The 21,790-nt window shown below is 38.3% G+C and carries 20 protein-coding genes; 11 read left to right on the top strand and 9 right to left on the bottom strand.

What is annotated here, in order from left to right:
* The first annotated feature begins 23 nt into the window (after positions 1 to 23).
* Together alaS and ACJJVW_RS04855 are read left to right on the top strand one after the other, a co-directional pair.
* On the top strand, positions 24 to 2,636 hold the full coding sequence (gene alaS / locus ACJJVW_RS04860; protein ID WP_405250929.1) for an alanine--tRNA ligase: 2,613 nt from the start codon (positions 24 to 26) through the stop codon (positions 2,634 to 2,636).
* 69 nt (positions 2,637 to 2,705) lie between these two features.
* Positions 2,706 to 3,653 (top strand): GSCFA domain-containing protein, encoded by a 948-nt coding sequence (locus ACJJVW_RS04855; RefSeq protein ID WP_405250928.1) that lies wholly within the window; start codon positions 2,706 to 2,708, stop codon positions 3,651 to 3,653.
* Positions 3,654 to 3,660: 7 nt separating this feature from the next.
* Here ACJJVW_RS04855 and ACJJVW_RS04850 read toward each other — a convergent pair whose 3' ends face one another.
* The gene (locus ACJJVW_RS04850) at positions 3,661 to 3,972 is read right to left on the bottom strand and encodes a rhodanese-like domain-containing protein (RefSeq protein ID WP_405250927.1); all 312 of its coding nucleotides are present in this window, start codon (positions 3,970 to 3,972) and stop codon (positions 3,661 to 3,663) included.
* Positions 3,956 to 5,704, bottom strand: coding sequence for an aromatic amino acid hydroxylase (locus tag ACJJVW_RS04845; protein WP_405250926.1), 1,749 nt, complete (start codon positions 5,702 to 5,704; stop codon positions 3,956 to 3,958). The genes ACJJVW_RS04850 and ACJJVW_RS04845 overlap by 17 nt, the downstream gene beginning before the upstream one ends.
* A 161-nt stretch (positions 5,705 to 5,865) precedes the next feature.
* Between ACJJVW_RS04845 and ACJJVW_RS04840 the strand changes: the two genes are divergently transcribed.
* Together ACJJVW_RS04840 and ACJJVW_RS04835 are read left to right on the top strand one after the other, a co-directional pair.
* Positions 5,866 to 6,615: an enoyl-CoA hydratase/isomerase family protein gene (locus ACJJVW_RS04840; protein ID WP_405250925.1), complete on the top strand. Its 750-nt coding sequence runs from the start codon at positions 5,866 to 5,868 to the stop codon at positions 6,613 to 6,615.
* Between the two features lie 118 nt (positions 6,616 to 6,733).
* The gene (locus ACJJVW_RS04835; protein ID WP_405250924.1) at positions 6,734 to 7,243 is read left to right on the top strand and encodes a hypothetical protein; all 510 of its coding nucleotides are present in this window, start codon (positions 6,734 to 6,736) and stop codon (positions 7,241 to 7,243) included.
* Positions 7,244 to 7,318: 75 nt separating this feature from the next.
* On the opposite strand, the gene ACJJVW_RS04830 is transcribed toward ACJJVW_RS04835, so the two are convergent.
* The 3 genes from ACJJVW_RS04830 to ACJJVW_RS04820 form a co-directional block, all read right to left on the bottom strand.
* Positions 7,319 to 7,885 carry a DUF4136 domain-containing protein gene (locus ACJJVW_RS04830; protein ID WP_339846927.1) on the bottom strand — a complete coding sequence of 189 codons (567 nt, stop codon included), beginning with the start codon at positions 7,883 to 7,885 and terminating at the stop codon, positions 7,319 to 7,321.
* Positions 7,886 to 7,896: 11 nt separating this feature from the next.
* On the bottom strand, positions 7,897 to 9,882 hold the full coding sequence (locus ACJJVW_RS04825; protein ID WP_405250923.1) for a urocanate hydratase: 1,986 nt from the start codon (positions 9,880 to 9,882) through the stop codon (positions 7,897 to 7,899).
* Between the two features lie 115 nt (positions 9,883 to 9,997).
* The gene (locus ACJJVW_RS04820; protein ID WP_162533589.1) at positions 9,998 to 10,171 is read right to left on the bottom strand and encodes a DUF5522 domain-containing protein; all 174 of its coding nucleotides are present in this window, start codon (positions 10,169 to 10,171) and stop codon (positions 9,998 to 10,000) included.
* 118 nt (positions 10,172 to 10,289) lie between these two features.
* On the opposite strand from ACJJVW_RS04820, the gene ACJJVW_RS04815 reads away from it, so the two are divergent.
* The 5 genes from ACJJVW_RS04815 (at position 10,290) to ACJJVW_RS04795 (ending at position 14,295) form a co-directional block, all read left to right on the top strand.
* Complete coding sequence (locus ACJJVW_RS04815) at positions 10,290 to 10,616, top strand: hypothetical protein (protein WP_298329211.1); 327 nt, start codon at positions 10,290 to 10,292, stop codon at positions 10,614 to 10,616.
* Positions 10,617 to 10,619: 3 nt separating this feature from the next.
* Positions 10,620 to 11,528, top strand: coding sequence for a 1-aminocyclopropane-1-carboxylate deaminase/D-cysteine desulfhydrase (locus ACJJVW_RS04810; protein ID WP_405250922.1), 909 nt, complete (start codon positions 10,620 to 10,622; stop codon positions 11,526 to 11,528).
* Between the two features lie 4 nt (positions 11,529 to 11,532).
* On the top strand, positions 11,533 to 12,366 hold the full coding sequence (locus ACJJVW_RS04805; protein WP_298329205.1) for a glucosaminidase domain-containing protein: 834 nt from the start codon (positions 11,533 to 11,535) through the stop codon (positions 12,364 to 12,366).
* 76 nt (positions 12,367 to 12,442) lie between these two features.
* Complete coding sequence (gene hemL / locus ACJJVW_RS04800) at positions 12,443 to 13,726, top strand: glutamate-1-semialdehyde 2,1-aminomutase (RefSeq protein WP_405250921.1); 1,284 nt, start codon at positions 12,443 to 12,445, stop codon at positions 13,724 to 13,726.
* Between the two features lie 62 nt (positions 13,727 to 13,788).
* Positions 13,789 to 14,295: a hypothetical protein gene (locus ACJJVW_RS04795; protein WP_405250920.1), complete on the top strand. Its 507-nt coding sequence runs from the start codon at positions 13,789 to 13,791 to the stop codon at positions 14,293 to 14,295.
* Between the two features lie 86 nt (positions 14,296 to 14,381).
* On the opposite strand, the gene ACJJVW_RS04790 is transcribed toward ACJJVW_RS04795, so the two are convergent.
* The 3 genes from ACJJVW_RS04790 to ACJJVW_RS04780 form a co-directional block, all read right to left on the bottom strand.
* Positions 14,382 to 14,831, bottom strand: coding sequence for a hypothetical protein (locus ACJJVW_RS04790; protein WP_405250919.1), 450 nt, complete (start codon positions 14,829 to 14,831; stop codon positions 14,382 to 14,384).
* Positions 14,832 to 15,064: 233 nt separating this feature from the next.
* Complete coding sequence (locus tag ACJJVW_RS04785; RefSeq protein WP_405250918.1) at positions 15,065 to 17,539, bottom strand: zinc-dependent metalloprotease; 2,475 nt, start codon at positions 17,537 to 17,539, stop codon at positions 15,065 to 15,067.
* 63 nt (positions 17,540 to 17,602) lie between these two features.
* The gene (locus ACJJVW_RS04780; protein WP_405250917.1) at positions 17,603 to 19,075 is read right to left on the bottom strand and encodes a hypothetical protein; all 1,473 of its coding nucleotides are present in this window, start codon (positions 19,073 to 19,075) and stop codon (positions 17,603 to 17,605) included.
* 151 nt (positions 19,076 to 19,226) lie between these two features.
* On the opposite strand from ACJJVW_RS04780, the gene ACJJVW_RS04775 reads away from it, so the two are divergent.
* Together ACJJVW_RS04775 and yiaA are read left to right on the top strand one after the other, a co-directional pair.
* Entirely contained in the window at positions 19,227 to 20,366 is a 1,140-nt protein-coding gene (locus tag ACJJVW_RS04775; RefSeq protein ID WP_405250916.1) for a hypothetical protein, read from the top strand.
* A gap of 330 nt (positions 20,367 to 20,696) precedes the next feature.
* The gene (yiaA, locus tag ACJJVW_RS04770) at positions 20,697 to 21,158 is read left to right on the top strand and encodes an inner membrane protein YiaA (protein ID WP_405250914.1); all 462 of its coding nucleotides are present in this window, start codon (positions 20,697 to 20,699) and stop codon (positions 21,156 to 21,158) included.
* 79 nt (positions 21,159 to 21,237) lie between these two features.
* On the opposite strand, the gene ACJJVW_RS04765 is transcribed toward yiaA, so the two are convergent.
* Positions 21,238 to 21,621, bottom strand: coding sequence for a thiol-disulfide oxidoreductase DCC family protein (locus tag ACJJVW_RS04765; RefSeq protein ID WP_298329179.1), 384 nt, complete (start codon positions 21,619 to 21,621; stop codon positions 21,238 to 21,240).
* Positions 21,622 to 21,790 lie beyond the last annotated feature (169 nt).

Below are 21,790 nucleotides of genomic sequence, written 5' to 3'. Positions count from 1 at the left end.
AAATTATCCACACCATCCATCGTATGAAATCTCAAGAGGTACGTAAACAGTTTCTAGACTTTTTTGAATCCAAAAAACATACCATAGTGCCCTCTGCACCAATGGTTTTAAAGGATGACCCCACGTTAATGTTTACAAACGCGGGAATGGTGCCTTTTAAAGAATATTTTCTAGGAAACGCCACGCCAAAAAATACAAGACTCTCAGATACTCAAAAATGTTTGCGTGTTTCAGGGAAGCATAATGACCTTGAGGAAGTAGGTAAAGACACCTATCACCACACGATGTTTGAGATGCTGGGTAACTGGTCTTTTGGTGATTACTTTAAAGAAGAAGCAATATCATGGGCTTGGGAATTCTTAACGGAAGTAGTTAAGATTGATAAGGACAGTCTTTATGTGAGTGTTTTTGAGGGAGATAAGGAGGATGGATTAGATAGAGATCAAGAAGCTTTTGATATCTGGAAGCAACGCATTGATGAGGATAGAATCATCGATGGAAATAAAAAAGATAACTTCTGGGAGATGGGAGCGCAAGGACCTTGTGGACCATGTTCAGAAATACACGTAGACATAAGATCTGCCGAAGAAAAAGCAAAAGTAGACGGGAAGACACTCATCAATATGGACCATCCACATGTTGTGGAAATCTGGAACCTCGTATTCATGCAGTACAATCGTCTTGCAGATGGATCGCTTGTGAAGCTACCTAACCAGCATGTAGATACTGGAATGGGATTTGAGCGTTTATGTATGGTACTTCAAGGAGTACAGTCTAATTATGATACAGACGTTTTTACTCCACTAATGAGTGAGATAGAAACCATCACAAACTCAAAGTGTGGTAATGATGAAGAAATAGATATTGCAGTACGAGTAATCGCAGATCACGTAAGAGCTGTATCATTCTCAATTGCAGATGGGCAGTTACCTTCTAATACTGGAGCTGGCTATGTAATCCGTAGAATCTTACGACGTGCAATTCGTTACGGGTTTACGTTTCTTGACACGAAGGAACCATTTATCTATAAGCTTGTGGCAACACTTGTGAAGCAAATGGGTGACGCATTTCCAGAGCTTAAATCACAAAAGAACTTAATGACAAATGTGATACGTGAGGAAGAAGCTTCTTTTTTACGTACGCTAGATAAAGGATTACTATTACTTGATAATGTAATTGCGGAGACTAAGGGTGATACTGTTGCTGGTGATAAAGCTTTTGAGCTTTATGATACCTACGGATTCCCAATAGATCTTACAGCACTTATACTTAGCGAGAAAAACTTAAAGCTTGATGAGAAAGGTTTTGAAGCAGCTCTTAAAGAGCAAAAAGACCGCTCTCGTGCAGCAACCAAGGTAGAGACAGACGACTGGAATATCTTACATGAAGATGCCGAAGAAGAATTCGTAGGATACGATACATTAGAAACACCGGTGAAAATCACTCGCTACCGTAAGACAGAGAGTAAAAAAGACGGAGAGCTATACCAACTAGTATTTAATCTTACGCCGTTCTATCCAGAAGGTGGAGGACAAGTAGGAGATAAAGGATATCTAGAGACTCCTAACGGAGAGGTAGTTTACATTATCGACACTAAGAAAGAGAATAACTTAATTATACACCTTGCTAAAAATCTTCCGCGATCTACAGATGGAACGTTTAAGGCAGTGGTAGACGCAAAACAACGTAGCCGCACGGCTGCAAACCATACTGCGACACACTTATTACACCAAGGTTTACGTAAGGTACTAGGTACGCACGTAGAGCAAAAGGGTAGTATGGTACATAGCGGGAATTTACGTTTTGACTTTGCTCACTTTTCTAAGGTGACTAAAGAGGAACTTAAGGAGGTAGAAGATTTTGTAAATGCACGCATACGCGAAAATCTATCACTAGAAGAGCAGCGAGGAATTCCTTATGATCAGGCAGTACAAGAAGGTGCGATTGCATTATTTGGAGAAAAATATGGAGATGCGGTTAGAACTATCCGTTTTGGTAAGTCTATGGAGCTTTGTGGAGGAACTCACGTACCAAGTACTGGAGAAATCTGGCATTGTAAGATTACCTCAGAAGGTGCTGTTGCATCTGGAATACGTCGTATAGAAGCAATCACAAGTGATGCTGCAAAAGATTATTTTACTTCAGAGACGGAGGCTTACAATAATGTAAAAGCTACACTTAAAAATGCACAAGATCCAGTAAAAGCAATTACTAACTTACTGGATGAGAATACTGCATTAAAAAAACAAGTAGAAGCACTCATAAGAGAGAAGGCTCAAAACTTAAGCGGTGACCTTGCTAAGGAGTTTACAGATATAGATGGTGTTGATTTCCTTGCCAAAAAAGTAGACCTAGATGCAGGAGCAATAAAAGATCTTGCATTTAAGCTAGGAGAAAATAAAGACAACGTGTTTATCCTTTTTGCAACAGAGCAAGACGGTAAAGCATTGCTAAGCTGCTACATTTCAAAGGAGCTTGTAGCTTCTAAGAAATTGAATGCAGGTACTGTGGTGCGCGAACTAGGAAAGCACATCCAAGGTGGAGGTGGTGGACAACCTTTCTTTGCAACTGCAGGAGGGAAAAACCCAGCAGGAATAGACGCCGCAATTGCCGAAGTAAAAAACTACTTGGTTTAATACACATACAACCATCTGCTTATTAACTTAATAAGTGGATGGTTTTTTATAAAGAATGCTTCTTGTGTTATGATAAAGTTACAGACTCAGTTGCCACTTGCTGCATCATCAACACCGTTTGGGTATGATGATAAGCTGCTGCTGTTGGGTTCTTGTTTTTCAGAAAACATAGGGGATAAACTTGACTACTATAAATTCCAATCGGTTACAAATCCGTTTGGGATTATATTTAATCCTATAGCGATTGAGCGCCTTATACAAGATGCGATTGAAGATAAAACATATACCGAGGAAGATGTTTTTGAACTTGATGGTATCTGGAAATCATACTATGCTCATAGTGATAAAAATGCTTTGAGTAGGCTAGGAGCTGTAATACATCTTCAAGAGGCACAGCAATTACTTAGGGGGCAACTAAAAAGTGCTTCCCATCTCTTTATCACATTAGGTACTGCTTGGGTTTATAGACATCTTGAACGAGATGAGGTAGTAGCCAACTGTCATAAGGTGCCTCAAAAGGAGTTCGCAAAAGAGCTCTTGTCTATAGATGATATTGTACAAAGCCTATCTAGCATAGTAAAACTTGTACGTAACTTCAATCCTGATATTCACATCACTTTTACAGTGTCTCCAGTGCGTCACATAAAAGATGGATTCATAGAAAACACCCGAAGTAAATCTCATTTGATTTCTGCCATTCATGAACTAGTTGACAAGAGCGCTGTTTCTTACTTCCCTTCTTATGAAATCATGATGGATGAGTTACGTGATTATCGCTTTTATGGTGTAGATATGATTCACCCTTCAGCACAAGCGGTAGATTATATTTGGGAACGATTTGTTGAGGTATACGCTTTCGCGAAAGCGCAACAAACAATGAAAAAAGTCTCAAAAGTACAACAAGGAATTACTCATAAACCTTTTAATGCCGAAGGAGAGCAGCACCAAAAATTCTTAGCAAAGTTAGACAGTCAAAAAGAAGAGTTACTTGAAGAATTTCCTTGGATGAGATTTTAATGAAAGCTTAAGTGTTCATTTTTTTATAAAGTGAAAGCCATCCACCTCCATTCATTGTTTCAATCCCTTTGCTCTTTAAAATTGCCGTGGCAGAAGCCCTTCTTGCGCCACTGGCACAAACACATATTATAGGTGCATCCCAACTCTTGATTTTTACAGCATTGGTAGCTATTGTTTGTAGTGGTATATGTTTAGAACCAGGTATAGCGCCGTTATCATATTCGGCTTTTGATCGCACGTCTATGATTATGGCTTCTCTACTAAAGAAGTCATCAAGTTTCCGCTGTTTCTTACCGAAAAAACTACTGAATAACCCCATTATCTTCCATAACTAAACTTAGTCCGTCTTTTATGAGGTGTGCAATATTTGCTCTAGAAATCATGAGAGATTCTAGGTGTGCTAGCACTTCCTTATTTCGCGTAAGCTCAAATATCTCAAGTGATAAAAGCCAGTCTGTAGGATATTGTTCCTTTACAATTTTGAATATGGTAAGTAACGCAGTTTCTTGTGAAGACTTTGCTTCTCTCTGGTCTCTTACTTCCTTGTAATATTCGTTAAGTTTTTTATCCTCTTCAGATAGTTCGTTGTGAATGGTTGCTGTACTGCTCACTTTACTTTTTACGTCAAACGAGTGATGATCTGCCGCTCCTGCAAAAGCAGAAACTACAGAGCTACCTATAACCATATCAAAAGGTCCGTTCTTGCGTGAGATAAGCTTATCGCCCTTGTATGATACCTCGCAGCCATCAAAGTGAACTACGAGTAAGGTTCCGTCTACACTACGAGTTCCGGTGGTAATCATTCCTGTTACGGTAATGCCACTTTCAAACTCAAAAGAGTTAATGCCGCCTTCGTAAATTTCAAATGCCTTAAGATCTCTTGGGCTCATATTCTCGATAGCCATAGAGCTACGCTTGAGCTTCCCTAGAGGAGAAGAGAATCCTTTTCTAAAATGATCTGTTCCTAAGCCTATAAGTTCCTTACCTCTGTAAGAAAGTGCACTAGGACCATGAGTTTCAAAATAAACAACACGGTTGTCTTCATCTTGAATCATATTACTAAAATTCCCACTTACCTGCAGCCCCGTGTTAAGCTCGATAGAGCCCAGTTGCTTGCAGTCTATGAGTTTTTGAACACCACGCCATCCTCCACGTCTAAGTGCCATAGTCTCTGCAAATTCTTCTAGTACTTCCATTAAGTACCCAAAATCTGGAGTAACAAATAGCTGAGGTTGCATTTGCGTGATATCAAATTCTTGATAAGCAGCATCTATGCTATAAGGTAGTTTTTTTACAGCATCTGTAAGGCAGTGTTTACTCTCACCTAGTGATGATAATAAACCAGCGCCATATAATTTTGGATCCTCTAGTGTTCCTATAAGCCCATACTCTACGGTCCACCAGTGAAGGTTTCTTATAAGTGCAATTTCAGATGGTTCTACCGTCATTTGTTGCAGGCGGTTTACCTCATCTTCGGCGGCGTCTATATCTTCTTGAGCAATACCTTCGGCTTCTTTTAAAATAGATAGCTTGCGCACTGCTTCATACATATCCATATCATGTGCGTTAGATATCGCACGAGCACCTATTTCTCCAAATCTACGCAGGTACTCTGCATAATCTGGACTTGCAATAATAGGAGCATGACCAGCACCTTCATGAATAATATCTGGTGCAGGTGTATATTCTATGTTTTCTAGTTGGCGAATGTCACTAGCAATCACAAGCACCTTGTATGCTTGAAATTCCATAAAAGCATTAGGAGGTATAAAACCATCTACCGCAACAGCAGCCCATCCTATTTCTTTAAGAATGCGATTCATCCCGTACATAGAAGGGATGTTATCTATAGAAATCCCTGTCTTTTTAAGACCAGACATATAGCTCTCATGAGCCACCTGACTTAAATGTGCTACATTTTTACGCATCACATATCTCCACACCGCCTGATTGATAGGAGTGTATTGATCATAATCTTGCGCCTTGATGTATTGCCCTAAATGCTTAGGCAGGCGATCTAATAACGGGTTTGATGTAACTGGTATTTCCATAAAGTAAATTTACGAAGAATTGGTCGTGAATAAAATGCATTCCTAAATCGTTTGCGTTAATTTATTTTTGGGTACCCGCTTTCGCGAAAATGTGAGTTGGCAAAACATGCATTCTTCTCTATTTACCTATTTTTACCTAACATTAATTTGAGCTATATAAAATGACACAACCATACGTAAAGACATTAAAAGCAAACGGAATCGCTACCATCACATTCTTTCATCCGTCACACAATAGCATGCCTAGTACAGTGTTGTCAGATTTAGAAAATGCTATAAACAACAGTGGTCAAGATGCAGATGTGAAAGTAATTGTATTACAAAGTGGAGGAGAACGCACTTTTTGTGCTGGCGCTAGCTTTGATGAGCTCAAAAGCATAGAAGATAGTGTAGAAGGAAAAGAATTTTTTATGGGTTTTGCACGGGTGATTCTTGCTATGCGCTCTTGTCCTAAAATTATCATAGGTCGCATTCAAGGTAAAGCAGTAGGAGGTGGCGTAGGTCTTGCCGCTGCAACAGATTATTGCTACGCTACTAAGTATGCAAGTATAAAATTAAGCGAACTCACCATAGGTATAGGTCCATTTGTAATAGCTCCTGCAGTTGAGCGTAAGATGGGATTAAATGCACTAAGCGACTTGACACTGAATGCAACAGAATTTTATAGCCCAGAGTGGGCAAAAGAAAAAGGACTGTATGCAGCACTTTTTGAAACCTCAATTTTAATGGATGAAGCAGTACAAGCGCTAGCTGTAAAACTTGCTTCATACAACCCAGAAGCGGTAGCTGCTATGAAAAAAGCATTATGGGAAGGTACAGATCACTGGCCATCACTTTTAGAAGAACGTGCTGAGATGAGTGGTACTTTAGTGTTGAGTAAGTTTACAAAAGATACACTGGGAGCGTTGTAACTGAGCGTAAAGTGAAAATTTAATTAGAAAAGACAGAAGAAGTAGTCTTCTAGGCACTATTTAAAAAGAAATAATTTACTCTCATTTTTAAAACTAAGAACTCAATTAAAAAAGAAATATGAAATATTTAAAAATTTTAACACTCGTGTTGTTTTCATTTCAGCTCGGACATTCACAGGATAATCTTGTGATTACATTTTCCGAGAATAATAATTTAAAATTAAATGATCTTGAGATTACTAGTAATACGTCTTTTGAAGTTATAGCAAATGAGATAGGCCAAGAGTCAACTTTTGTGGAAAAAGTAGATGGTGGAATTTATATTTACGATAACGGTCTAAGCTTTAACGTAATCTCTGGAATTATAATTTCTATGAGCATAAATTTTAATTGGGATGGAGATGAAAATGTTTCTGCGAAAACTTTTCAAGGGAAATTCTTAATCAACAATGTTGAAATCACGAAAGATATAACTGAAAATGAAGTGCTTTTAGTTGAGGGGCTAGAGCTTATATGTCCATTTCCAGGCATGTGTATGTCTAAAGATAAAACTCCTGGTGTAGTCAAGGCTATGGTAGCTTTTGAGGATTCAAGAATTACGCAATTTGGTTTTATTTTGAATAGATAGGTAGAGAAGCTTTATATATTAAAAAAGCACCCCTTGGGGTGCTTTTTAAGTTTAAGGGCTAATTCAAACAATGTTTTATTTTCCTGCTACTTGTGGAGGATATACACCTAAAATTTCTTGAACAATTAGGTTAATGCGTTCTTCACGCTTATCTACATCTCCAGTAACTAGTGGTGCTGTACCTTGACCTTGCCAGATAAGCTGATTTTTATTTGCGTCTATTAAGTCAATGTATAAAGTACCCTGAGTAGATCTTGCAACGGTGTTGTTATTAAATCCACCGTTCCAGCCCCAAGGGCCTCCCCATGGTCCCCAGAAACCACCCCAGCCCCCACGGAAGCCAAAGTTGTTTTGGTATACATCAATACGCTCTTTAGCTTTTGTAAATATGCTTACAAGCACCGTAGGATTTTCAGATTTTGTAAAACCTTTTGCCATCATCTCAGATTCAATAGCGCGGAGCACACGTTTTTTATCTAGATCAGAAATCTCTGCTTTGTCTATTCCTGGTTTGTAAAAAGCAAACGTTTTGTACTCGCTAAAGTTTGTTTCTTTGTCGTAGTCAGAAGCTACGCGCACAGTGCTACATGAAGCCAATAAGAGTACGGCTCCTAGCAATGGTAAAAGTCTAAGTGCTTTCATAGTAGTTTGTTTTAAAGATTATTTAATAAGTGATCATCCACAAAATTTGGCAATGTTACTGTAAGATTAGGTTCATTTTCCATGGCTCGTTTTATTGCAAAAACAGCACCTTCGTTACGAGCCCAACTTCGTCTAGCAATTCCGTTATTTACATCCCAGAAAAGCATTGACTGTAAGCGTCTTTCAGATTCTTTACTACCATCAATTACCATACCAAAACCTCCATTTATAACCTCTCCCCAGCCTACGCCACCACCATTGTGTATGCTTACCCATGTAGCACCGCGAAAACTATCGCCTATTACATTTTGTATCGCCATGTCTGCCGTAAAGCGGCTTCCATCATAAATATTACTCGTCTCACGATATGGAGAATCTGTACCAGACACATCATGATGATCGCGTCCTAATATCACAAGACCTATTTCTTCACGTGCGATTGCATCATTAAAAGCTTGTGCTATTTTTGATCTTCCCTCTGCATCTGCATAGAGGATGCGAGCTTGTGATCCTACGACTAGCTTATTTTCTTGCGCTCCTTTTATCCAAGTGATATTGTCTTGCATTTGCTGCTGGATTTCTGGAGGAGCATCTTTGGCAAGTTCTTCAAGAACGCTGCAAGCTATTTGATCTGTTTTTAAGAGATCTTCTTGTTTTCCAGAAGCACATACCCAGCGGAAAGGACCAAATCCATAATCAAAACACATAGGTCCCATAATATCTTGTACGTAACTAGGATATTTAAAGTCAATACCATTTTCGGCAAAGACATCTGCTCCCGCACGGCTGCTTTCTAATAAAAAGGCATTCCCATAATCAAAAAAGTAAGTGCCCTTTGCTGTATGAGCATTGATGGCTGCAGTATGACGCTTGAGAGTGCTTTGTACGCTTTCGCGAAAGCGGTCTACATCATTTGCCATCATATCATTTGCCTCTTCTACAGTAAATCCCATAGGGTAATAACCACCAGCCCATGGATTATGTAAAGAAGTTTGATCACTGCCTATATCTATGGTGATGTTGTGCGTGTCAAAAGCTTCCCAGACTTCAACTACGTTTCCTTGGTAAGCGATAGATACGGTTTCCTTATCAAGCTTAGCTTGTTTTATCCTAGTTACAAGCGTGTCAGTATCTGTTATCACTTCGTCTACCCATCCTTGCGAGTGTCTTGTGTGTACCGCTTTTTCATTTACCTCTGCACATACCGTGATACAACCAGCAATGTTACCAGCTTTAGGTTGTGCTCCAGACATACCGCCCAGTCCAGAGGTTACAAAGAGACCACCTAAAGGAGATTTCTTTATTTTTCTAAACGCATTAAGAACCGTGATTGTAGTTCCATGCACAATTCCCTGCGGGCCGATATACATAAAACTTCCTGCTGTCATCTGTCCGTATTGAGTAACACCAAGGGCATTAAATTTTTCCCAATCATCTGGCTTACTATAATTAGGAATCATCATCCCGTTAGTTACCACCACTCGTGGAGCATCTTTATGGGAAGGAAATAAACCCATAGGGTGACCAGAGTACATAGCGAGCGTTTGCTCATCATTCATCTGGGCGAGGTATTGCATCGTAAGACGATACTGTGCCCAGTTTGAAAACACACCGCCATTACCTCCGTAGGTAATGAGTTCGTGAGGGTGCTGTGCAACCGCATGATTCAGATTGTTTTGTATCATTAACATGATTGCCGCTGCCGCTTTAGATTGCGAGGGGTATTCATCTATAGGTCTTGCATAAATATCATATTCTGGATGAAAACGATACATGTAGATACGGCCGTAGGTGTCTAGCTCTTTTTTGAATTCAGGAAGGAGTACTTCATGATGTTGAGGTTCAAAATACCTGAGTGCATTTTTTAAAGCCAGTTTCTCCTCTTCTGGAGAGAGTATTTTTTTGCGTTTTGGCGCGTGATTAATCGATGGGTTGTACTCCTTTGCTGGTGGTAAGTTAGCAGGAATACCCATTAAAATTTGTTCTTGAAAAGTCATAAGATGTGAGTGTTAAGTGAAACAATGATTACAAATTGCTTCTACTCACTAAGGGTAACGTATATCTACGCGATGATAGGATTTATAAGTACGCTTTCTATAATGTTTAAGCCTACTATCCATCTTGTTTGTTTGTTTTCTTACTATATCCATATGGACAATGACGACAGCCACTCTCACAACAATAACCTCTTTTAAGGTGGTATTGCTCTGTAAAACATTTATAGCCTTCTGGCGTTAGGTAATAATCGCCGTCTTCTATAGGAATATGTTTTTTTAAGTAGGACATAAGACAAAGATAAGGATACGGCATAGACTTTGAATAACGTCTATAGTATTAGTAATAACGTACAAGTATTAAGGAGATCTTAAGATGCTAGATGTTATAATTAATTTATTTTTGACCTATGTTTCTAATTGTAAATAAATATTTATTGCGCAAACGCTTTGTGGGAGTTACTCTCTGGCCATTTATAGTGATGCGTACTCCAGAACTTAAGGAGGATATTGTATTTATTAATCACGAGAAAATCCACATTAGACAGCAAGCAGAAATGCTTGTGCTGCCATTCTTTATATGGTATGTAATAGAGTATTTTATAAGACTTATACAGTATAGAGACAACTATGTGGCTTACCTTAATATCAGTTTTGAAAGAGAGGCTTATGCTCGTGAGTGCGAGCTTAGCTATCTAGAAAAACGTCCTTTTTGGAGTTTTCTAGCGTATCTTTAACCCGTGAATCTTACATCAGAAAATCAATTTATTTCAGAAACAAATGGACGCTCCCTTTCTATTAAAAGGGAAGACTTGTTGCACCCTACAGTGTCTGGAAATAAGTTTAGAAAACTTAAATATAACCTTATACAAGCCCGAGGAGAAGGTTATGATACGCTACTCACTTTCGGAGGCGCTTACTCAAACCATATTGCGGCGACAGCAGCAGCCGGACAGTTAGAAGGTTTCAAAACCATAGGAGTTATACGAGGAGAAGAGCTAGGTGTTAATCTTGCTAAGACGCTTGAAAGTAATCCCACGTTGGGATTTGCACATAAGTGTGGGATGAAATTTCACTTTATATCAAGGCAAGAATACCGTGAGAAAGATGAGTTACGCTTTCGCGAAAGCATAACAAAAACCTTTAATAATCCGTTTATAATTCCCGAAGGCGGAACCAATAATCTCGCTATTAAAGGTTGTGAAGAAATCTTAACTGATGATGATACAGACTTTGACTATATATGCTGCCCCATAGGAACAGCAGGTACAATTTCTGGTATCATAAATAGCCTGAAGCCCCACCAGAAGGCATTAGGGTTTCCAGCTCTTAAAGGAGATTGGGTAGCAGATGAGGTGAGAAAATATGCAATGAACGAGCAGTGGGAGATTATTGCCGACTATCATTTTGGTGGTTATGCAAAGGTGAATGGTGATCTCGTTAACTTTATAAATGAATTTCACGCTGAGCATCACGTTTTACTAGATCCTATTTATACGGGTAAGATGCTTTATGGTATTTCAGAGCTTATGAAAGGTGGGTATTTCCGCGAGAATTCTCGTATTTTAGCCGTTCATACGGGAGGTTTACAAGGAATTGCAGGAATGAATATCCAGTTAGCCAAAAAAGGACTCCCACTCATACATTAATTATATGTTCAAACGTTTTACCATACTTTTATTAATAGGAATACTGTCTGTAAGTTGTGGTGGTTCTAAAAAAGCCACACGTTCTAAAAAAAGAACAAAAACTACACGTACCGTCGAGAGAAGACAACCTTCTCCAAAAGTTGAGGAGGCAGCAACTCCAGATGACAATCTTGATAATGGAGTTAATCCAGTTCCTAAGGGTGGCGTAAACGGTTATATAGAAGACTTTGCAGATATCGCAAAAGAAGAAATGGAGCTATACGGAATCCCAGCAAGCATCACACTAGCACAGGGAATTCTTGAGTCTGGTGCCGGAAAAGGAGAGCTAGTACAAAAAGCAAATAACCACTTTGGTATTAAATGTCACGACTGGAAAGGTCAGACCGTTTATCATGACGATGATACGAAGGGAGAATGTTTTAGAAAGTATAGTTTGGCTAAGTTTTCTTACAGAGATCATTCCTTATTTTTAACAGGAAGAAAGCGCTATACAGATCTTTTTAAACTTCCTAAAGATGATTATAAAGGATGGGCAAATGGGTTACGTGCTGCAGGATATGCAACAGATAAGAAGTATCCTCAAAAATTAATTAGCCTAGTAGAACGTTATGAGCTATATCGTTATGACGGTGAAGTACTAGGTAAAGATGTTGCAGACTATAAAAAAGTGACAGATAATAATAACCAACATACTGTGCAAAAGGGCGAAACGCTTTTCCGTCTATCTCGCATGTATGATGTAACGGTGCCAGAACTAAAAAAATGGAATGGTATTGATGGTGATCAAATCTTTGAAGGTCAAGTGCTTTTTATCAAACCATTTGATAGAGGGTATTAAGACATTAGATCCTTGAATAAAATATAGTACAAGATTGTACAGTGTAAAATGTACAGACAACAAATAGCATATTTAGATGATTTATAAAAGAAGTAGTGAGCTTTTTGTAGCAGCTCAAAAAGTAATACCAGGAGGAGTAAATAGTCCCGTAAGAGCTTTTAAATCTGTAGGAGGAGATCCTGTATTTGTAAAAGAAGCAAAGGGAGCTTATTTATATGATGAGGATGGACGCAGACTTATTGATTACATCGCTTCATGGGGTCCTATGATTTTAGGTCATGCGCATAAACCTGTGGTAGATGCTGTTGTAGAAAAAGCACAAAAAGGGACTTCCTTTGGAATGCCTACAGAGATAGAAACAAAAATAGCCGAGCTTGCCATTTCTATGGTTCCCGGAATTGATAAAATACGTTTTGTAAATAGTGGAACAGAAGCCTGCATGAGTGCAGTGCGTCTTGCTCGCGGATTCTCAGGAAGAGAGAAGATTATCAAATTTGCAGGTTGTTATCACGGTCACTCAGACTCATTTCTTATTCAAGCAGGAAGTGGTGCGGTAACCTTTGGTTCTCCTAATAGTCCAGGAGTAACCGCTGGTACGGCAAAAGATACCTTACTTGCAGATTATAATAATCTAGAAAATGTAAAAGAACTTTTTGAAGCAAATTCAGGGGAGATTGCAGCAATTATTATAGAGCCTGTTGCAGGTAACATGGGTTGTATTCTCCCAGCCGAAGGATTTTTACAAGGATTACGTGAGCTATGTGACGCACATGGTGCGCTACTCATTTTTGATGAGGTGATGACAGGCTTTAGACTAGCAAAAGGCGGTGTGCAAGAGCTTATGAATGTTCGTGCAGATATTGTCACTTTCGGAAAAGTAATAGGTGGAGGGTTACCTGTAGGAGCTTTTGCAGCTCGCACAGAAATCATGAGTCACCTTGCTCCAGAAGGACCAGTATATCAAGCAGGAACCTTAAGTGGTAATCCGCTGGCGATGGCTGCAGGACTAGCCATGCTTACAGAGTTAAATAATAGCGATGTTTTTGAAAGCTTAGCAAAGAAAACCGAGTACCTACATAAAGGAATAGATAAGGCCTTAACTGATAGCGGAGTTACCTTTACTATAAACCGAATTGGCTCAATGATTTCTGTACACTTTGCCGAAGGTGCAGTGACAGATTTCAAATCGGCTGCGGTGGGTGATAATGATACGTTTAAGAAATTCTTCCATGGATTACTTGAAGAGGGTATTTATATAGCACCAAGTGCCTATGAAAGCTGGTTCTTAAATGACGCTCTTTCTTATGAAGATCTTGATGAGACAATTGCTGCAGTAGCAAAGGTGGGGAAGACATTGTAAGACGTAATCATTAAAAGTGTAGCTCTCAATCTTAAATAAGTTTTTTATCTCATTTTATAGACATGAAAAATATTATCGTATTAGTTCTTGTATTGTTTTCTTTCTCAATTGAAGGCCATGCACAAGTAGATAGAAGAAGTGAATTTGTTTTTGAAGGTTCCATACCTGAACATAAACTGGCATTTCTGAAGCAAAACTATAATTGGAAAGCAGAAACCAAGCTTATTATTAATTTTAAAACTTTTTTAAGTACTTGTCCGCGCAATCAATATCGAGTAATTGATAATGATTGGAATGATGAGTTTTATAGGAAATTAGCATTGAAAAATGTCACAAATATTTACATCTCGCTTGAAGATAATCTATTAAGAAAGCTTACAAAGTCTAGAAAAGACTTTTATGAGGACAAGGATGATTTTTTCACCAAAACGTTTAACTTAAAAAGTGGAAGACATTGTTATGCTCTTATGATGATTAATGAAAAGGGTTCATTTATGTTGAGAGTTGGAGAATATACAGAAGCAGATATATCTGACTTCTTAACAATTTTGGAAGGAGAACAACCTTAATCATTTATCAAAATTATTATAACAAAAAAACGGCATCCCAATCAAGGATGCCGTTTTCAATCTAAAAATAAACCAATCAATCAAAATTATTTATTTCCTCTGCGTGATTCTTTGTGACCTTTTTTTCCTTTGTCACCACGCTTTCCTTTTCGCTTAGCATTCATTTTTTTAAACTGCTTGAACTGATCTTCAGATAAGATGCTTTGCATTTTTTCTTGCATAGCAATCTGCTTATCTAGACGCTCATTGTTCTTTGCATAACGTTGCTCTTTAGTAAGCTCTGGCTTTTCTTTATTTGCCTTGCGCTCTGCTTGCATCGCTTTGCGATCTTTTGCTTGATCAAGAAGTACTGTGTACACTTTTTTAGACTGGTTATCGTCTAGTGCAAGTGCAAGTGTCATCTTCTTTGTACTTAGTGTAGCAACTTGCTCTGTAGTCATGTCATTACCTCTTCTTTCTTCTCCATATCTTGGACCTCTTTGTGCAGACATTGATACGGTCGCAAGTACTAGAAACATCATCATTAACTTTTTCATCTTTTTTATTTTTTAATTGTTGAACACTTATATGACCCTAAAAAAAGAGGAAGGTTTAATGATTATACTTTTTTGTGACTTTATTATGATTTTATCAAAGCACGCTTTCGCGAAAGCGTAACCCTATTAATCATCTGTTTTAATAAGAAATTGACATCCTAAAAATGAACCAAAAAAAACAGCCAGCAATCAAATGATTGCTGGCTGTTTCAATAAATAAGCTGTTGTAATTATTACTTAGGATCAAGTATCATGTTGATACGCTCTACAAGATCTTCTGAGTGTATGCGGCTCATGCGGTCTCTAAGTCGGTTGTTTTGTAAATCACGTTTAAGATCTTTAAGCTCTGCACGTACTACGGCACGTATATCACTCTGACCTACATTTACTCTAGTCCCGCTAAAGAAACGACCACCGCTTTGATCTTCTGTCATGATAAACTCAAGACGTTCTACATATGCACGCTGTAAGTTACGACGGTAAATATCTATCGCCTGGCGGCTTCTCAACTCTGAGAATAAACCAGCTCTTAAGTCAGACATCATAGTAACCAGTGAGTATGCATCTGTATCGTTCATAGCTTCATTTTCAAGCATACGAGCCATACGTCCAAAGTCTAGAAGGTTGTTAAGTGTTCTAGTCTGGAAACCTCTTACACGTTCTACACTTCCAGCATTTTCAATCTTGTCAAAAATGTTGTTGTCAAGTAACCACTCTGGTGTGTCAAAGAGTTGTGTCTGTAAGAAATCTAATGCTTCTTTTTGTTTTGCTTTTGGTACATGTGTGTATACCGCTCCTTCTTGATCATACGTTTTGTACATTTCATATACACCACCTACGTTACCAGCAACGTGGCCCATGTAACGGTTGTATTGTGATAATACTTGACCATACATTTTATCTAGCTCATCGTAGTTTTGACCTTCTTCTGCCGTCCACTCGATAAGGTTAGGTACGATACGTTTAAGATTTGCAATACCATATGCACTTGCTTTCATAGCGTCATCACCTAGATCTTCTGTTTGTGAGCTAGGATCAATAACTCCTCTTTGTTGTCTCCCAAAACGGTACATAGGGTCTCCAGCATGCTCAAGTATCCAGCTATCTAGTGTTTTCTTCTCGTCTTCTGCACTTTTTGCAGATGGGATAGGGCGGTAACCCCAGTTGATAGCATATTTATCGTAAATACCTATGTTAGGCATTAAAGCTACATCACCATCTCCTGGTTGAGCTACATAGTTAAAACGTGCATAATCCATGATAGATGGTGCAGTTCCATATTTTTTAGTAAACTCAGGATCACGTAAATCATCTACCGCATAAGCAACACTACTTCCCATGTTGTGTGGAAGTCCGAGTGTGTGACCTACTTCGTGCGAACTCACAAAACGAATTAATCGTCCCATGATTTCATCTTTAAATTCGTTGCTACGAGCTTCTGGATTGATAGCCGCAGTCTGTACAAAATACCAGTTGTGTAATAATGTCATTACATTATGGTACCAGTTAATATCACTCTCTAAAATCTCTCCAGAACGTGGGTCACTTACGTGAGGTCCATTTGCATTAGGAATAGGAGAAGCTAGGTAACGTACTACACTATAACGTACATCTTCTGGACTCCAGTCTGGATCTTCCTCTACAGATGGAGGATCGGCAGCGATGATGGCGTTTTTAAAACCTGCAGCTTCAAAAGCTACTTGCCAGTCTTCTATACCTTGCTTGATAAATGGAATCCATTTCTTTGGAGTCGCACGATCTATATAATAAACAATCTGCTTTTTAGGCTCTACAAGTTCGCCACGATTAAAGGCAGCCATGTCCTCGTCTTTTACTTCAAGTCTCCAGCGGTCAAGGTAGCGCACTGTTTTACTTTTTTGAACGTCAATTCCATAATCTGTTTGACCACGTCCAAACCATCCTACACGCTCGTCAAACATACGACGTTGCATAGGCTCTTTAGGTAGTAAAATCATTGAGTTACTCATCAATAGAGAGATTACTCCCGTAGCACTATTAGACGGTGCATCAGAAGAAGCGTACGTTTTTACACTACGTACTTCTATGTTTTCTGGGTAACTTCTTATAGTATCTAAGTAAGAAAGCTTAGTATCTAGTTTTGTTACTTTTAATCCTTTACGGCTTCTTTGTGGTAAACCTAGCGGCTTCACATCGCTCTCAAAAAGACCAGTTGCATCAATTACTGTGTTTCTAGAACCAGAAACACTGTCTTTATGATACGCTTTAATGTCAAAAGCATATAATACAGGTTCAAAGTTACTGTTCTTTACAGCCTCAGAGATAGGGAGTGAGTCTGCAGCATATACTTGGTGTGATACCACACGTAATAATACTTTCTTGTCTTTTACTTCCCAGCGTAACACAGATGTGTTTTGCTTTCCACCACCAAAGCCTAAGCCTCCAGCAGTTTTTGCAATACGAGTAACCATGAGCATCTCACGACCCATAAGTGAGTCTGGAATCTCATAAAAATATTTGTCGTCTAGTTTGTGTACGGTAAAAAGACCTTCATCAGTCTTTGCATCTTTTGTGATGACTTTGCCATAAGGTTTAATGGCATTTTTACTGTCTTTTGCTTTTGATTTTGAAGCACTTGCCTTGCTGGCAACTTTAGATTGTGACGTGCTACAACTTGCGATAGTAATGGCAAATAGGGTTGCCATCACATAGGATAATTTTCTTTTCATTCGGTTGACCTTTTTTGGTGGGTAAAAGGTACAGACCAGCGACTCCCTATATTGTTAAGAAAATCACAACATGGCAAGTGTGGTCTCATAAAGTTTTGTGCCGTCTAGCGTAGCTTTTATCCAAGCAAAGAAACTCACCATAAAAATATCTTCATCTTTTAAGGACGCTACAGTAAATTGACTCATTACGCTTTCGCGAAAATTTGCCTTCTTCACAATAGTCGGATCATTAAAAATCTGGCTAAATACTTTTATAAAGCGCTCCAGTCTCACTTCGGAAAGGATGATTTTTTTATACTTTCTTTTGAAGCTACGTAGTTGTGAGTGAACTAGATCAATATATTCTAGCTCATAATAATTAATCAATGAGAGTAAATCTCTTTTAATCATCCAGTCTATTCCTAGTCGTTCCTCATACCAGCTATCGGTATGTTTAAATTTATTGAGCGTACTTAAAGCAGCTTTGTACTCACCTTGCTGTGTGAGAAACACTACTTGTGCGAGCAATATATCTGGATCAACTTTCTGTTTTGTTGTTGAGATGTGGTTGTCTATATCTGCAATTGCCAGGGAGGAGTTGCCACTGTAATTTAAAACGAAGGAGTTGATGAGAAGCAAATTTTCGCGAAAGCGGGATTTCCACTTTCCATTTTCGGCATTCATCTCAGTGTTCATTAACGAGAGGTAATGCGTTGCCTGCTCAAAATCGCGCACTCTAAAGTGAGCATTTGCCATAAAGTAGAGCACTTGGATGTGATAAAAGCGCTGCTTTTCTTGAATGATGTCTTTTTTCTTTATCAGATTGTAGGTATGTGTGATAAAAGGTAGAGCGTCCCCAAAATTGTGATCTAAATGCGCTGCAGTATTTATGATTTCAAGCAGCTGGTACAGGGATTTAAAGGTGAACGTCTCGTTGATTTCAATATGAAAAGCAGCGAGTATCTCTTCTACCGTTTTCTGGATCCCTTTCTTTAATAGATGCTCGTCAAATATGAGTATACGCTTGATGTGTGCATATGCCATATTGAGTTGTTCTTGCTGTATAAATCGCTGCTGGTTTTGTTGTGCGGCTTGCGTGAGCTTTTGTAAATCTACCTCTGGATGAAGATGGCTGTACTGGAACTGGGTGTGATAACTTTCAATAAGTGCCGTGTGCAGATCAAGCTCTTTTGCTTTTTGAGTTGCCTTTTTTAAAAGTTTTTGAGCTGGTTTATGGAGATCTTGCTCATAAAGAATACGAGCCGCGAGTATCCATTTAAAAACCTGCATATCATCTGAGGTTTCATTTTCAAAATTTTGAGTGGCTATAAAATCAATGAGACTGTCTTGTAGCCTTTTTGATAGCGCATGATACGCATTACGATTTGCACTCCCATAGAGCAGAATATCTATCTCCTTGAGAGGAGTTCCCTTTCTTATAAGGTTGTATAATGTGAGATTCTTTGTGTCTGTTCTTCTGTTTTTTGAACGTAAATAGGCCTTGAATAACTTACTGTCCTCTGTAGAGAAAGATTGTATAATAGCTGTTATATCCATTTTAAATCGTAAGTTTTATTTGTTCAAAGATTAATAAATATAGGTATTTAATGATATGTATTTCTATTTATATCATAAGTAATATTAAAATGTTAGATTTTATTATCTGCTACATCACTGCATCTTTGCCCTGTAATCAAACAACAAGGTCATGGAATTTAACAACAAAAAACTGTCAAGAACGACAACCGTAGTACACTACGTCATAAGTATATTACTGGCTGCATTTTTAATAGGACTTGCAAATAGAATTATCTGGGATATTGATGAATCTGATAATCGTCCTACGATAGAAAATTTTGAATCGCAAACAGATGTCGCTACTTACAGAAAGCTATACAGCACCGTACAAGATTCAATTAATGAACAATACCGTAGTCAGGAAGCTTTAGAAATAAATCTTGAGTTAGACAAAACTACCTTATCTCAAGAGCAGCGCTCTTTTAAATCTTGGATTTCTACACGTACAGCTACGCAATCATCTACAGTAGATGCCGAGGTGCGAAAGCGCAACCTAACGATGGATTCCATTCAAGATGTGATACAATCTTATGAGAAAGAAAAATCTGCTTATGCAGCCGCTATCTTAACATTAAGAAATACACAGGCAGTCTATAGCTTGCAAGAGCAGGAGGCTATGGAGGTAGTGTACAATTTACACGATGATGCCGTGAGAAGTTATGAGCTGAGCATTTTTTTAAAACGTCTACTATTTGTGCTTCCTATACTGCTGCTAGGTTTATGGATGCTTGTAAAGAAAAGAAAGCATACGTACTGGCCGCTATATCGTGGTTTTGTATTCTTTTCTTTCTACGGTTTTTTTGTAGGTCTAGTGCCGTACTTACCTAGCTACGGAGGTTATGTGAGATTTACAATCGGTATCCTGCTTTCCATCTTTTTAGGAGTGTATGCAATACGATCGCTACAATCATTTATAAAACGCAAGAAGGAAGACTTACAACAATCTACTCAAGAGCGATCAAAGCAAATAAAAGAAGAAGTTGCCGAGAAAGCATTAGAAAACCATATGTGCCCTAGCTGTGGTAAAGATTACCTTATTAATGAGTTCCACCAGAGCGGAGGTAAAAAAGGAGTGGCGGGAAGTCTAAAAGTAACCAACTACTGCCGCCACTGCGGTCTCCAACTCTTTAAAGATTGTAACAGCTGTGAAACTACAAATTATGCACACCTACCACACTGCTACTCTTGCGGAGATCACATTATGGAGATAACAACGGAAGAGAAAATTGAAGGGGAGATTATTAAAGATAATATTTCACCCCAATCCTAAAGCGTGAAATCATTAATCACATTTTTTTACCCCAACCCTAAAGGGAGAAAATCAGGTTTACAATTAGAAAAGCCACCCTTTAGGGATGGGGGAAGCTTTTTAGAACATCAGATTTTTTTACCCCAACCCTAAAGGGAGAAAATCAGGTTTATAATTAGAAAAAGCTACCCTTTAGGGATGGAGAAAGTTTTTTAGAACATCACATTTTTTTACCCCAACCCTAAAGGGTGGAAATCAGGTTTGCAATTAGAAAAAGCCACCCTTTAGGGATGGGGGAAGCTTTTTAGAATATCAGAATTACCAATTAAACAACAACAAACAACAACTATTATGGAAAATCAATTTGAAACACCAGTAACAGAAAAGAAGAATAAAAAACAAGAACCATTTTCAAACAAGCCTACGGGAGCTTTTATAAGTGCATCATGGAGTGCATTATTTGTCGGGATGATATCCTTTTGTATTGGACTTTGGAATGCAGATATGTACCTTAATGAAAAGGGGTATTACTTTACGGTATTATTATTTGGACTATTTGCCGTAGTATCTGTACAAAAAAGCGTGAGAGATAGATTAGAAGGAGTCCCAGTAACAGATATTTATTATGGTATAAGTTGGTTTGTCACCATCGTCTCGATCTTATTACTCGTTGTAGGTTTATGGAATGCAGATCTAGAATTAAGTGAGAAAGGATTTTATGGAATGTCTTTTACATTAAGTCTGTTTTCAGCCATAGCGGTGCAAAAGAATACGAGAGATGTAAAATTTATAGATTGTATTAATGACAACTAGCAAAAAGCGACACCTACGGGTGTCGCTTTTTGTTGTTTGATGAAACCCAATGCTTCTTAGGGAGTGTTGGGTTTCTATATTAAATATTGATGGTACAAGATGAAGAAGCACCAAACCATTTAAGTCTATTACGAGAAGCAGTATTGTAAATGAAATCACGTATGATTCTTGGGATAAATGCAAGTAGTGCTGCTACCGATTTCCATTTTGGGATTTTAGAAATGATCTTTAAAAACCCATCAGAATGTGTATGTAGTTCTTGATTTTCAATAAGCATTACTGTATCTAATCGATCTGTAGGTCTTCCATATTCTTTTAAAATATGCTGTCCTTTTGGAGATTGAAAGGCGATACATTCAAACAATTCGCTTGGTGCAAATTTAAGGAGCCAGCCCACAACACCATTGCAGAGATTACAAGCTCCGTCAAATATAATTATGCTTTTTTCTTGTAAAGGTTCCATAGCGATGATATTAAGTTCTTCAGCTATAGGTCGGAGTTGAGGTGGTTTCTTTTCATGGAGAAGAGAAAATAGTTTTAAAAATTGAGTGGAAGTACTAGGGTAGTGGTATTGTTACGCTTTCGCGAAAGCGTAATTACTTGAATACATCCACGCAGCATCAAAAGTAAAA

It is taken from the genome of Dokdonia sp. Asnod3-C12, assembly GCF_045063975.1.
GTDB lineage: Bacteria > Bacteroidota > Bacteroidia > Flavobacteriales > Flavobacteriaceae > Dokdonia.
The sequence above is the reverse complement of the archived record's forward strand: the minus strand, read 5'-3'. Positions and strand labels throughout refer to the sequence as shown.

Bases quoted from the DNA above. Each gene is read 5' to 3' on its own strand.
- alaS (WP_405250929.1), top strand. From the start codon at position 24: ATGAAATCTCAAGAGGTACGTAAACAGTTTCTAGACTTTTTTGAATCC.
- ACJJVW_RS04855 (WP_405250928.1), top strand. From the start codon at position 2,706: ATGATAAAGTTACAGACTCAGTTGCCACTTGCTGCATCATCAACACCG.
- ACJJVW_RS04850 (WP_405250927.1), bottom strand. From the start codon at position 3,972: ATGGGGTTATTCAGTAGTTTTTTCGGTAAGAAACAGCGGAAACTTGAT.
- ACJJVW_RS04845 (WP_405250926.1), bottom strand. From the start codon at position 5,704: ATGGAAATACCAGTTACATCAAACCCGTTATTAGATCGCCTGCCTAAG.
- ACJJVW_RS04840 (WP_405250925.1), top strand. From the start codon at position 5,866: ATGACACAACCATACGTAAAGACATTAAAAGCAAACGGAATCGCTACC.
- ACJJVW_RS04835 (WP_405250924.1), top strand. From the start codon at position 6,734: ATGAAATATTTAAAAATTTTAACACTCGTGTTGTTTTCATTTCAGCTC.
- ACJJVW_RS04830 (WP_339846927.1), bottom strand. From the start codon at position 7,885: ATGAAAGCACTTAGACTTTTACCATTGCTAGGAGCCGTACTCTTATTG.
- ACJJVW_RS04825 (WP_405250923.1), bottom strand. From the start codon at position 9,882: ATGACTTTTCAAGAACAAATTTTAATGGGTATTCCTGCTAACTTACCA.
- ACJJVW_RS04820 (WP_162533589.1), bottom strand. From the start codon at position 10,171: ATGTCCTACTTAAAAAAACATATTCCTATAGAAGACGGCGATTATTAC.
- ACJJVW_RS04815 (WP_298329211.1), top strand. From the start codon at position 10,290: ATGTTTCTAATTGTAAATAAATATTTATTGCGCAAACGCTTTGTGGGA.
- ACJJVW_RS04805 (WP_298329205.1), top strand. From the start codon at position 11,533: ATGTTCAAACGTTTTACCATACTTTTATTAATAGGAATACTGTCTGTA.
- hemL (WP_405250921.1), top strand. From the start codon at position 12,443: ATGATTTATAAAAGAAGTAGTGAGCTTTTTGTAGCAGCTCAAAAAGTA.
- ACJJVW_RS04795 (WP_405250920.1), top strand. From the start codon at position 13,789: ATGAAAAATATTATCGTATTAGTTCTTGTATTGTTTTCTTTCTCAATT.
- ACJJVW_RS04790 (WP_405250919.1), bottom strand. From the start codon at position 14,831: ATGAAAAAGTTAATGATGATGTTTCTAGTACTTGCGACCGTATCAATG.
- ACJJVW_RS04785 (WP_405250918.1), bottom strand. From the start codon at position 17,539: ATGAAAAGAAAATTATCCTATGTGATGGCAACCCTATTTGCCATTACT.
- ACJJVW_RS04780 (WP_405250917.1), bottom strand. From the start codon at position 19,075: ATGGATATAACAGCTATTATACAATCTTTCTCTACAGAGGACAGTAAG.
- ACJJVW_RS04775 (WP_405250916.1), top strand. From the start codon at position 19,227: ATGGAATTTAACAACAAAAAACTGTCAAGAACGACAACCGTAGTACAC.
- yiaA (WP_405250914.1), top strand. From the start codon at position 20,697: ATGGAAAATCAATTTGAAACACCAGTAACAGAAAAGAAGAATAAAAAA.
- ACJJVW_RS04765 (WP_298329179.1), bottom strand. From the start codon at position 21,621: ATGGAACCTTTACAAGAAAAAAGCATAATTATATTTGACGGAGCTTGT.